The 11,466-nt window shown below is 73.8% G+C and carries 9 protein-coding genes and 1 pseudogene; 4 read left to right on the top strand and 6 right to left on the bottom strand.

The genetic code is table 11. From position 1 onward, the window contains the following. Positions 1-38 precede the first annotated feature (38 nt). Positions 39-1,313, top strand: a complete 1,275-nt coding sequence (locus GQS09_RS23215) for an MFS transporter (RefSeq protein ID WP_165989350.1) — start codon at positions 39-41, stop codon at positions 1,311-1,313. Positions 1,314-1,620: 307 nt separating this feature from the next. Here GQS09_RS23215 and GQS09_RS23210 read toward each other — a convergent pair whose 3' ends face one another. Then, entirely contained in the window at positions 1,621-2,910 is a 1,290-nt protein-coding gene (locus GQS09_RS23210; RefSeq protein ID WP_313896299.1) for an MFS transporter, read from the bottom strand. A gap of 236 nt (positions 2,911-3,146) precedes the next feature. After that, positions 3,147-4,610: an MFS transporter gene (locus tag GQS09_RS23205; protein WP_165989342.1), complete on the bottom strand. Its 1,464-nt coding sequence runs from the start codon at positions 4,608-4,610 to the stop codon at positions 3,147-3,149. Positions 4,611-4,759: 149 nt separating this feature from the next. On the opposite strand from GQS09_RS23205, the gene GQS09_RS23200 reads away from it, so the two are divergent. Next, positions 4,760-5,437, top strand: coding sequence for a TetR family transcriptional regulator (locus GQS09_RS23200; RefSeq protein ID WP_313896298.1), 678 nt, complete (start codon positions 4,760-4,762; stop codon positions 5,435-5,437). 200 nt (positions 5,438-5,637) lie between these two features. Here GQS09_RS23200 and GQS09_RS23195 read toward each other — a convergent pair whose 3' ends face one another. Then, the gene (locus GQS09_RS23195) at positions 5,638-6,378 is read right to left on the bottom strand and encodes a YafY family protein (RefSeq protein ID WP_165989340.1); all 741 of its coding nucleotides are present in this window, start codon (positions 6,376-6,378) and stop codon (positions 5,638-5,640) included. Positions 6,379-6,426: 48 nt separating this feature from the next. Between GQS09_RS23195 and GQS09_RS23190 the strand changes: the two genes are divergently transcribed. Further along, on the top strand, positions 6,427-7,617 hold the full coding sequence (locus GQS09_RS23190; protein WP_165989338.1) for a hypothetical protein: 1,191 nt from the start codon (positions 6,427-6,429) through the stop codon (positions 7,615-7,617). 197 nt (positions 7,618-7,814) lie between these two features. Here the strand turns inward: GQS09_RS23190 and GQS09_RS23185 are convergent, their stop codons facing one another. Beyond that, the gene (locus GQS09_RS23185; protein WP_165989336.1) at positions 7,815-8,219 is read right to left on the bottom strand and encodes a MerR family transcriptional regulator; all 405 of its coding nucleotides are present in this window, start codon (positions 8,217-8,219) and stop codon (positions 7,815-7,817) included. Positions 8,220-8,633: 414 nt separating this feature from the next. On the opposite strand from GQS09_RS23185, the gene GQS09_RS23180 reads away from it, so the two are divergent. Then, entirely contained in the window at positions 8,634-10,145 is a 1,512-nt protein-coding gene (locus GQS09_RS23180; RefSeq protein ID WP_165989334.1) for a SulP family inorganic anion transporter, read from the top strand. Positions 10,146-10,345: 200 nt separating this feature from the next. Here the strand turns inward: GQS09_RS23180 and GQS09_RS23175 are convergent, their stop codons facing one another. Together GQS09_RS23175 and GQS09_RS23170 are read right to left on the bottom strand one after the other, a co-directional pair. Continuing rightward, positions 10,346-11,167 carry a class I SAM-dependent methyltransferase gene (locus GQS09_RS23175; protein ID WP_165989332.1) on the bottom strand — a complete coding sequence of 274 codons (822 nt, stop codon included), beginning with the start codon at positions 11,165-11,167 and terminating at the stop codon, positions 10,346-10,348. Next, positions 11,164-11,466 (bottom strand): annotated as a pseudogene (locus GQS09_RS23170) (hypothetical protein); the annotation flags it as partial. The gene GQS09_RS23175 and the pseudogene GQS09_RS23170, both read right to left, overlap by 4 nt.

The raw sequence follows: 11,466 nt of genomic DNA, 5'->3' as shown, positions 1-11,466 counted from the left end.
GCCCCCGCCGCGGCCACCACCGGCGGCTGCTGACCGCCGTGGCCGGCGCCGCCGCCACCCGCGGGGCCGTGACCGGGACCGCAACCCGGCCACGGCCCCGCGCCGTCCTGCCCGCCCTGTGCGTCACCCAGATCACCGGCTGGGGAATCCTCTACTACGCCTTCCCGGTCCTCAATCCCCACATCACCGCCGGCACCGGCTGGCCGCCCACCGCCACCACCGCCGCCTTCTCCGCCGCCCTGCTGGTCTCCGCCCTGGCCGGCATCCCGGTCGGCCGGGCAGTGGACCGCCACGGCCCCCGCGCCGTGATGACCGCCGGCTCCGCGACCGGCGCCGCCGCCGTGCTCGCCATGGCCTGGGCCCCCGGCCTGCCCGCGTTCACCGCCGCCTGGCTGCTGGCCGGGGCCGCCATGGCCGCCACCTTCTACCAGCCCGCCTTCGCCGCCCTCACCCGCTGGTGGGGACCGGACCGGCTGCGTGCCCTGACCATCCTCACCCTGGCCGGCGGCCTGGCCTCCACCGCCTTCGCCCCGCTGACCGCGGCCCTGGCCGCGCACCACACCTGGCGCACCACCTACACCCTGCTGGCCCTGCTCCTGGCCGCCGTCACCCTCCCCGCGCACGCCCTCGCCCTGCGCGCCCCCTGGCCGCCGCCCGCCGCCGCGCCCGGCGGCCACCACCAGGCAGCACCGGACACCCGCACCGTCACCCGCAGCCGCCCCTTCCTGCTGCTGGCCACCGCCCTCACCCTCAGCGGCTTCGCTCTCTCCGCCGGCGTCATCACCCTCGTTCCCCTCCTCACCGAACGCGGCGTCACCGCCACCACCGCGGCCTGGGCGCTGGGCCTCGGCGGAGCCGGCCAGACCCTCGGCCGGCTCCTCTACTCCCCGCTGGCCCGCCGCACCGGCGTCACCGCCCGCACCGTCCTGCTGCTTCTCGCGGGCGCGGTCACCACCGCGGCCGTGGGACTCGTCCCCGGGCCGGTTCTCCTGCTCATCGTTGCGGCCGTCGCCGCCGGACTGATCCGCGGCAACGTCACCCTCCTCCGGGCCACCGCCGTCACCGACCGCTGGGGCACCGCGCACTACGGCCACCGGTCCGCCGTCCTCGCCGCCCCCGTCACCATCGCCGGCGCCCTCGCTCCCGCCGCCGCGACCGCACTGGCCTCCTTCCTCGGCGGCTACCCCCGTCTCTTCGCCCTGCTGGCCGCGCTCAGCGCCCTCGCCGCCCTCCTCGCCCTCGCCGGCACCCCGTCACCCGCGAGGAGGAGCGGCGGCGCGGACACCGGGAACCCGGCACGCCGCCGGAGGTGAGCGCCCTCCGAAGCCTGTACCTGGACCAGCACGGGAGACGAAGGCGCCCGCCCCGGAGCCGGGGCGGGAGCCCGGGACGGCGGGCGGGCGCTCATCCCGCCGCGCAGGAGTGCCGGGCCGGGCCGGGTGGTGCGGCAGCGATGTCAGCGATGTCAGCGATGTCGTGGTCAGCCGCAGGCTTCCCCATCGTCTGACGCGAGTCCAGCACCCCGCAACGCGGGCCGTGCCCGCGCCCGCGCCGGCTTCCGTACCCGCTTCCGAAGCCCTGCCCCTGCCCGCGCCGTTGCCGAGGGCGCCGGCCCGCTGGTCACGGAGAGCCGGGGCTGCCCGTGGTCTCCGGGCTCGCCGGGCTCTCCCCCTGGTCCGCCGGGGTGGGCGGCGGTTCCGGGACAGTGGCGGCCGCGACGGCGATGAGCAGCGGGATGGCGGCGAGCCAGGGAAGCACACCGGCATAGGAGCCGGTCAGATCGCGGCCCAGGGAGACCGCGAGCGGGCCGAGAGCGCTGGCGGCGATGACGGCGGTGTGCGAGATGCCGCGGATGGCGCCGAGGTGGGCGGTGCCGAAGTAGCGGGGCATGGCGGCGGAGTCCACGGCGCGGATCATGCCGCCGGAGGTGCCCAGGATGATGCCGTAGGCCAGGGCGGTCCAGGCGGAGTCCACCAGCGCGGCGGCGATGACGGCGGCGGCCAGGGTCAGGACGGAGCCGGTCATCACGAAGCGGGGGGAGAAGCGGTCCAGCAGGGCGCCGGAGGCGATGGTGACCAGCAGCACGGCGGCCGTCTGGGGCAGGAAGTTGGCCGCCGCCTGGGCGGTGGACAGGCCGCGCTCGCCGAGCAGGTCGATCTGGTGGAAGGCCAGTCCGGTGGCGAGCATGCTGCTGGCGGACAGGCAGGCGACGATGACCCAGAACATCCCGGTGCGCAGCGCCGGGCGCAGGGTCCAGCCGGTCAGCCCGCCGCTGCTCTCCTCCCCGTGGGCCGGCGGGACGCCGTCCACGTGCTGGCCGAGGTCGGCGGGCCGGTTGCGGAGGCCGAACAGGGCCAGGGGGATCACCACCGCCCACACCACCAGCCCCTGGATCAGCCATGCCTGCTGCCAGCTGGTGGCGGCGATCAGCCGCTCGGTCAGGATCGGGGCGGTGGAGATGCCGGCGCTGCCGACCGCGCCGACGATGCCCAGGGCCAGGCCGCGGCGGCGGTCGAACCAGTAGGCGACGGTGGTGGTGGCGACCAGCGACAGCGCGCCCTGGCCGGTCATCCGGATGCCGACGAAACCGGCGGTCAGCCCCGCGATGCCGGTGACGAACGAGAGCGCGATCAGCACGGCGCCGAAGGCGGCACCCACCGCGGCCATCACCGCGCGCGGTCCGTGGCGGTCGATGGCCCGGCCGACCAGCGGCATGGCGCAGGCGCCGGTGAGAGTGCCGATGAGGTAGGCGGTGGAGATCTGGGTACGGCCGATGCCGAGGTCCGCGATCAGCGGATCGATCATCACCGACACCCCGATGGTCTGGCCGGGGGCGGTCAGGGCGAGGGCGAGGGAGGAGAAGGCCACCATCCGCCAGCCGGAGAACCCCTTCCGCCCGGCCCTCGACACGGCCCGGGCAGAGCCGGAGGAAGCGGAGGCAGAAGCGGAAGCAGAAGCGGAAGAAGGGGAGGCGGAACGCGGGGAGGAAGAGGACGTGGGCGGGGACGCGGCGTGCTCGTTCAGAACGGCCTCCGGTTCGCGGGGCACCAGCAGGGACGGCTGAGGGGTACAGCCATCTTCCCCCACGGGAAGGCCACCCAGGGGGCGGGGAGGGGCACCGGCCGCCGCGCTCGGCTCCGACCGGCTCAGGAGGTGCGCCGCGCGGGCGCCGCTGCGGGGGACTCCGCCTCTCCGGCCGGCTCCGCTTCGGGCGGGTTCTTCAGGCGAAGCAGGGCGNCCGGCTCCGCTTCGGGCGGGTTCTTCAGGCGAAGCAGGGCGAGGAGGATGAGGGCGGTGCCGGCGGTGGCGGCCAGGGCGCCGGTGGTGAGGGAGGTGGCGTCGATGAGCGGGCCGAAGAGGAGGGGGGAGGTGAACTGGCCGCCGAACAGGGCGGTGGCCTGGAGGGAGGCGGCGGTGGCGCGGCGTCCGGGCGGGGCGGCGTGGTCCATCAGGACGGTGAGGGTGGGCATGGCGATGCCGCTGCCGAGTCCGGTGAGGGCGGGGACGAGGACGAGTGCGGCGGGGTGGGCGGCGGTGGCGAAGACGAGCATGGCGGCGGTCCAGCAGGCTGCCGACATGCGCATGAGGGTGGCGTAGCCGAGGCGGGCGCGCAGCCGGGCGTAGAGCAGGCCGGCCAGGCTGGCGGTGGCGGAGGAGACCACGACCCCGTAGAGGGCGACGGCCAGGGTGTTGGTGATGCCGAGTTCGTCCAGGCGGCGGGGGAGGAAGAGGCCCAGGACCATCATCAGTACGGCGATGGCGACCCACAGCCCGCACATCCCGGCCAGCCCGGGGTGGTCGCGCAGCAGCCGCAGCGCCCCTCCCCGGGCCTCCTTCGCCGGGCGGGAGCCGTCCGCCGGTGCCGGGGCGCCGGCGGGCAGCGCGAGGAACGCGGCCAGGCCNTGGTCGCGCAGCAGCCGCAGCGCCCCTCCCCGGGCCTCCTTCGCCGGGCGGGAGCCGTCCGCCGGTGCCGGGGCGCCGGCGGGCAGCGCGAGGAACGCGGCCAGGCCGAGCGGCAGGCCGATGAGGTAGAGGGCGAAGGGGGCCTGCCAGGACCAGGTGCCCAGGGCTCCGGCGGCGAGCGGGTAGGCGAAGCCGCCGGCGGTGGTGGCGGTGGTGCGCCAGCCCATCACCCGGTCGCGGTCGCCGCCCCGGTACAGGGCGAGCAGGGCGGCGGTGGAGCAGGTGAAGACGGCGGCGGCGCCGGTGCCGAGCAGCAGGCGGGTGGCCAGCAGCGCGGGGTAGGTGTCGGTGACCATGCCGGCGCCTCCTCCGGCGCCGTAGAGGGCCAGGCCGGCGGCGAGCGGCAGGCGGGGGCCGAGGCGGTCGGTGAGCCGGCCGGCCAGCGGGCTGGTCAGGGCGATGGCCAGGCTGTGGGTGGTGAGCACCAGACCGGCCTGGGCGCCGCTCAGGTGCAGGGACTGGCGGATGACCTCGATGACGGGGGCGATGGTCATGCCGCCCATCACGCCGAGGGTGGAGGCGAGCAGCAGCACCGTCAGGGCCGGGCGGCCGGGGCGGCCGGGGCCGTCCCCGGCCGGTGGCCCGGTCGGCCGCGGCGTCTGCGGCGTCTGGGGCGTCTGCGGTGACTGTCCGGCGGGCGGGTTCATGGCGGCCAACTCCCGGGGTTCGGCGGGGTTCCGGCGGCGGGACTCCGGGCGTGCAGGGCCCGCGAGCCAAAAATACGGTACTCAGTTCTACATTGCCATCAGTACCGTTCGGAACGCGATGCGGTTTTGTTGTCCGTTAGCCTGTGCCGGTGGAGAGCGAGCACCCCCCGCCGGACGAGGCCGGTCTGACCCTGCGGGAACGCAAGAAGCAGCGCACCCGGCGGCTGCTGGCCGACACCGCGCTGCGGCTGTTCGGTGAGCGGGGCTTCGACCGGGTGACGCTGGAGGAGCTGGCCGCGCACGCCGAGATCGGCCGCACCACGTTCTTCCGCTACTACGCCAGCAAGGAGGACGTGGCCATGGCGGCCGAGGGCGAGCTGTGGGACGCCTACGTGGCCCGCCTCGCCCGCCACACCGGGTCCGGCCCCGCCCTTGCCGCCCTGCGCACCTGCCTGACCGCCACGATCCTGGCCATGCCGGACGGCTGGGACCGCCGCTTCGTGGCCTCCCGCCGCCTGGCCGCCGGCACGCCCGTGCTGCACCACCACAGCCTGGTCTCCTCGATGAAGGTCACCCAGCGGCTGGTGGAGGTCCTTGAGCAGCGCCTGGGCGTCGACAGCCGGGAGGACGTCCGGCTGCGGCTGCTGGGTGAACTCGCGCTGGGCGCCTGGCGGTGCGGAGCACGCAACTGGGTCGCCGGCCGGGGCGAGGACGAGACGCCGGTGCCCGCCCGCCGGCCCGGCCACGGCGGTCCCGCCGCACTCGCCCGCCGGGTCGAGGAGGCATTCGACGCCATCCCGGCCGCTCTCGCCCTCGACCTGCCCTGACCCGGAGGCCCGCCCCGCCGCGGCGGGTCCGCGTATCTGCCCTGCCCTCACGCGGCGGCAGAGGAGAACGAGCACGGGCTCCCGGCCCGTTCCGCCTGTGATGCACGGCCACCCCGCGCCGGGATGCACACCGGACTCGCCGGCCGGCGCACCGGCGCCCACGGCCTCTCACCGCACCGGGACGCACCGGTGGCACCGGTTCACATGAGTCTGGCGTCGGGCTCGCCCGCGGCGAGAAAGCGGTGTGCCGGCCGGAGCCGGAACCCGGAGTCGTGCACGGTGATCCGCCGGATGCGGTCGATGCGGAAGAACCGGACATCGTCGCGGAAGCGGTCCCACGCCAGCGTGTACCAGACCGGCATGTTGTAGTACAGGAACTGGGCCTCGATCTCGCGGCTGGTCGTCACCCCCCGCCGGTCCCGGTAGCGGAGGGACGCCAGGCGCTGGTACTGGAACGCCTCCAGCAGAGGACCGGTGACGGCCGTTCCGGGTGCCTCGTAGCCGGACAGCAGGGCGGCAGACGCCGCCTCCCCGACGAGGACGCGACCGCGGAGGCCCTTGACGCGGCGGGCCTGCGCCGGGGCGAAGGCGCTGCCGATCTTGCGGGTGACCGACCGCAGGGTGCCGAGCAGCAGCGGGGACCCGGTCTTCTCGGCGATGGTGAGGCTCAGCAGCAGGGCGAGCGCCTCCGACTCGTTGAGGTGGACCCGGCCCAGGGACCAGCCCCGCTCCAGGCGCAGACCGCCTCCGCGTCCCCGGTCGCCCTCGACCGGCATCCCGGAGCGGCGCAGCGCGGCCACATCGCGCTGGACCGTCCGCGTGCTCACCCCGAGCTCGGCGGCGAGTTCGGCCGCGGTGGTGGTGTCGCGGTCGGCCAGCAGCGATTTCAGGGCCTCCAGCCTCTGCACCCGGCCGTGATCGGACTCCGCCTCTCCGCTCATCCAGCAAATGTGACAGTGATTGTCGCATTTGCCAATACCGTCTCCGGCATGGGAGACGAAAGGCCGGCCATGAACATCGCACCCGCTCCGTCCCGGCCCGGGCCGGGCGTCACCGGGCAGAGGTCCCTCGCGGACCGGCTGTTCCCTCCCGGCAAGGTCGGCGAGATCGCGTCCCGGCTCCGCAGGGCCCAGCCGGCCTTCCCGGCCGAGGAGTTCGTCGCCGACGTGCTGACCCGGCTCGATGGCCTCGGGCTGAAGGAGCGCATCACATGGATCTCCGTGGTCCTGGAGAAGCATCTGGACACCGATTACCGCTCCGCCGTCGGCGTTCTCCTGCGGTCACTGCCGCCACCGTGCGACCCGGCGCTGTCCGACGGCGACTTCGGCGACTTCATCTACGCGGTGCACTCGGAGTTCGTCGCACGGCGCGGAAGCGCCGATGCGGACGTCGACTTCTCCCTGGACGCGCTGAAACAGATCACCACCCGGTTCTCCGCCGAAGACGCCATCCGGACCTTCCTCAACGCCAGCCCCGGCCGCACCATGGAAACCCTGGCCGAGTGGACGCACGACCCGCACTACCACGTCCGCCGGCTCTGCAGTGAGGGAACCCGGCCGCGGCTGCCCTGGTCCCGCCGGCTCTCGCTCCCGGCAACGGCGGCGATACCGATCCTCGACAACCTCTTCGCCGACCGCACCCGCTACGTCACCCGCTCCGTCGCCAACCATCTCAACGACATCGCCAAGTCCGACCCGGACCTGGTCGTGGACACCCTGCGCAGGTGGCGGGCCACCGGCCGGCAGGCACCCCGCGAGATGGACTACATCATCCGCCACGCCACGCGCACCCTGGTCAAGACCGGGCACCGCCAGACCCTGCGGCTGCTCGGCGTCGACCCGGACCTGCGCGTCACCGTCACCGACCTCGCGATCCCGCCCGCGGTCCGCCTCGGCTCGGCCCTCGACATCTCCGTCACCCTGCACGCGGCCGAGGAGACGGAGCTGATCATCGACTACGCGCTGCGCTTCGCCGGGCCCGCCGGCCGCCCCGGCGGCCGCAAGGTCTACAAGTTCAGACGGCTCACCGTGCCGGCCGGCCGCCCGGTCACCCTCACCAAGGCCCACCCCCTGCGCGCCGGGATGACCACCCGCACGATCCGCACCGGCGACCACGCGATCGAACTCCTCGTCAACGGCACCCCCCAGGCCAGCCGCGACTTCCAGGTCATACCGGCCTGACACCGGGGGCGGCCCGGCGGACGACTGCAGCGATCGTTGCATCGGACCAGCGCACGCCGGAGGGAGGGACCCGTACGCGAGTCACGGGACGCCACTGGAGCACGGGAGGTCACGGGAGATCAGGGGGGACAAGGCCCCCGCCCGGGCCCCGGGCCCCGGCCCCCGGGCCCCGGCAAGCCCGGGGCCCGGGGGCCGCCTCAGCCCGTGGTGTGCAGGCGGCGGCGGAGGGTGGCGGCGAAGTCCTCGGCGGCCAGCAGGCGGGCGCGCAGCGTTTCGCAGCGGGCCTCGGTGATCTTGTGGTAGGCGTCCAGGCGTTCGTGCAGCCGTTCCCGTTCACCGGCGTCCAGGCTTGCGTCGTCGGCGGTGAGGCGGTCGAGAAGCTGGAGGAGTTCGCGCATCTCCTCCAGTGAGAAGTCCAGCGGCTTCATGCGCCGTACCACCATCAGCCGTTCGATGTCGGCCTCGGTGTACAGCCGGAAGCCGCCCTTGCTGCGCGCCGAGGGGGTGACCAGGCCGACGCTCTCGTAGTGGCGGATCGTCCGCAGCGACAGACCGGTCCGTTCGGCGACTTCACCGATCTGCATCTGCCGCTGCTCCGTCATCACGCCTTCAGTCCTCTCGTTCCCGTCGCGCCCTGTGTCTGGGGCGCCAACCATCACCCGGTGAGATCAATCACAAGCCGTATCCGCCGTTTTACCTGTGATTCACAGCTCTGTCGCTGATCTCTCCTCTTTCGTGAGGGTAGAGTGATCGGCGGACATCCTGTTCCGGCCCGGTGCCGGTGGCGGTGTCCCGTCACCCCGGGCGGCCCACCCTATGCCGCCGGGTGGCGCCTTGATGCCTGCGGGCGATGATGCCCGGCCGGCGGCCACCGGCCGTCACCCCTTCCTCCCGGCAGGTTCCGCGCCGACGCGGACCCGCGAACCCGGATGTACTTCTTACCGCTCCCCGCGGGGAGCGGCTGCACGCCTGCGCGCGGCCTCCCTCCGCCGTGCGCCCGGAACAGAAACGGACGCATGTCCTCTGCGCTGCCCACGGCTGCCAAGCCGCGCCTTTCCCTCCGCTACCGCCCCTCCTTCCTGGCCTCGCCCAAGGTGCTGCGCACCGAGGTGCTGGCCGGTCTGGTGGTCGCCCTCGCCCTGATCCCCGAGGCGATCTCGTTCTCCATCATCGCCGGAGTCGACCCCTCGGTCGGTCTGTTCGCCTCCTTCACCATGGCGGTGGTGATCTCCGTCGTCGGCGGGCGCTCGGCGATGATCTCGGCCGCCACGGGAGCCATGGCCCTGGTCATCGCGCCGCTGAACCATCAGTACGGGCTGGGCCATCTGATCGGCGCGGTGATCCTGGGCGGGCTGATGCAGATCGCGCTCGGGGCGGTCGGGGTGGCCCGGCTGATGCGGTTCGTCCCGCGCAGCGTGATGGTCGGCTTCGTCAACGCCCTGGCCGTCCTGATCTTCCTGGCCCAGGTGCCGGAGCTGACCGATGTGCCCTGGCCGGTCTATCCGCTGGTGGCGGCGGGCCTGGCCATGATGATCTTCTTCCCCCGGCTCACCAGGGCCGTCCCGGCCCCGCTGGTGTCCATCGTGATCCTGACGGTGATCACCGTGGCCGCAGGGATCGCCGTGCCCACTGTGGGCGACAAGGGCGAACTGCCCTCCGCGCTGCCCGTGCCCGGCCTGCCCGACATGCCCCTCACCCTGGAGGCCGTGACCGTCATCGCCCCCTACGCCTTCGCCTTCGCGCTGGTGGGGCTGATGGAATCGCTGATGACTGCCAAGCTGGTGGACGACATCACCGACACCCACTCGAACAAGACCCGCGAATCCATCGGCCAGGGCATCGCCAACGTCGTCACCGGTTTCTTCGGCGGCATGGGCGGCTGCGCGATGATCGGCCAGACCATGATCAACGTGAAGACCGCCGGCGCCCGCACCCGCGTCTCGACCTTCCTCGCCGGGGTCTTCCTGATGATCCTGTGCATCACCTTCGGCCCGGTCGTCTCCGACATCCCCATGGCCGCCCTGGTCGCGGTGATGATCCTGGTCTCCTTCGCCACCTTCGACTGGCACTCCATCGCCCCGAAGACCCTGCGCCGTCTGCCCCTCGGCGAGACCGTGGTCATGGCCGTGACCGTCGCCGTCGTGGTGGCCACCCACAACCTGGCCATCGGCGTGGTCGCCGGGGTGATCACCGCCATGGTGGTCTTCGCCCGGCAGGTCGCCCACCTCGCGCAGGTCACCGGCGTGGTCGACCCGGACGGCAACCAGGTGGTCTACGCCGTCACCGGGGAGCTGTTCTTCGCCTCCTCCAACGATCTGGTCTACCAGTTCGACTACGCGGGCGATCCCGACGACGTCGTGATCGACCTGTCCGACGCCCACATCTGGGACGCCTCCTCCGTCGCCGCCCTGGACGCCATCGAGACCAAGTACGCCGCACGCGGCAAGAAGGTCACCGTCATCGGCCTGAACAAGCCCAGCGCCGAAATGCACGAAAAGCTCACCGGCCAGCTCACCGGCACCCACTGACCGGCGGCGGCGCCGCACCCCAGACCGGTGCGGCCAGCGTCGCCGCGTGTTCGGGAAGACAGCAGTGCGGCTACGGCGTGCCGTCGCCGCTCATCACGAGCCGTCCGTGCGGCCGCCGCCGCTCATGGCCCTGGTGAGGAAGGCGTAGGCCAGGCCGAGCAGGGCGCAGGAGCGGTCTGCGGGGGCGAATGTGACGGCGCTCACGCTTGCGCCTTCGGTTTCTCCGCGATGAGGAGGGCGTAGCCGAGGTGGCCGCCGGCCACCGCGCGGCGGGCGGCTTCCAGCGCCGGGCGGGCTGCGTCCGGTCCGTCGTCCAGACCGGCGGCGGCCAGGCGGTCCGGGGCGGTCATGGCCAGCAGCCTCAGCCGGGCCTCGATCTGGTCGATCATGCGCAGCAGGGCCTGGTCGTGGCGTTCGGTGCGGACGGTGCGCAGGCCGGCGGCGGCCAGCAGCCGGGCGTAGTCGTCCAGGGGGCGGGCGTCGGCGATGCAGGCGATGCGGGCCGCGAGCCCGGTCAGTTCCGGGGGCAGGCGGGCGGGGTCGGCGGTGACATCGGTGATACCGGCCCGGCCGCCGGGCCGCAGGACGCGGGCGAACTCGGCCGCCGCCCGTTCCTTGCCGGGGAAGGTGCACAGTGCGCACTCGCAGACCACGGCGTCAAAGGTGCTGTCGGGGCAGGGCAGGTGCTCGGCGTCGCCGGTGGTGAAGGTGACCCGGTCGGCGAGTCCGGCCGCCTGGGCGGCGCCGGTGGCCAGGGCGGTGTGGGCCGGGGAGTAGTCCACCCCCTCGGCGGTCACGCCGTAGGTGCCGGCGAGCAGCAGGGCGGTGGTGCCGCGCCCGGAGGCGACGTCCAGCACGCGGTGGCCGTCCGCCAGGCCGAGGGTGTCGGCCAGGCGGCGGGTGAGGGCCGTGCCGCCGGGGTGGTAGGACTCCCCGAGCAGCGCGACGGTGATGTCACGGGCGTAGGCGTCCGCGCAGCAGGATGTGAGCTGCTCGGCTGCGTGGGGGTCGGGGCTGGTCATGGCCGGTCCCCAGGGGTGTCGCGCAGGGTGTCGCGCAGGGGGTCGCGCAGGGTCTTGGAGCCGTGGGGGGTGTCGGTGAGGCGGCCGGCCAGCGGCAGGGCGTTGGGCGCGACGTCGGCGACCGGCACGCCGGACTGCTGCGCCCGGACCTGTTCGCGGTAGCCGGCGGAGTTGTAGGCGCAGAAGGGGATCAGCCGCCCGTCCGGGGTGATCTCCTCCACACAGCACTTCATCAGCTGTTTGACGTTGAGGGTGTAGGGGTCCTGGAAGTCCTGCACCACGATCATGAACGCCTTCTC

This window comes from Streptomyces sp. YIM 98790 (genome assembly GCF_011421595.1).
GTDB lineage: Bacteria > Actinomycetota > Actinomycetes > Streptomycetales > Streptomycetaceae > Streptomyces.
Note: the sequence above shows the minus strand (reverse complement) of the source record. Positions and strands in the feature narration are given on the sequence as shown.

Excerpts from the sequence above, each read along its gene's own strand:
- GQS09_RS23180 (WP_165989334.1), top strand. The coding sequence starts at position 8,634 with ATGTCCTCTGCGCTGCCCACGGCTGCCAAGCCGCGCCTTTCCCTCCGC.
- GQS09_RS23175 (WP_165989332.1), bottom strand. The coding sequence starts at position 11,167 with ATGACCAGCCCCGACCCCCACGCAGCCGAGCAGCTCACATCCTGCTGC.
- GQS09_RS23185 (WP_165989336.1), bottom strand. The coding sequence starts at position 8,219 with ATGACGGAGCAGCGGCAGATGCAGATCGGTGAAGTCGCCGAACGGACC.
- GQS09_RS23190 (WP_165989338.1), top strand. The coding sequence starts at position 6,427 with ATGGGAGACGAAAGGCCGGCCATGAACATCGCACCCGCTCCGTCCCGG.
- GQS09_RS23195 (WP_165989340.1), bottom strand. The coding sequence starts at position 6,378 with ATGAGCGGAGAGGCGGAGTCCGATCACGGCCGGGTGCAGAGGCTGGAG.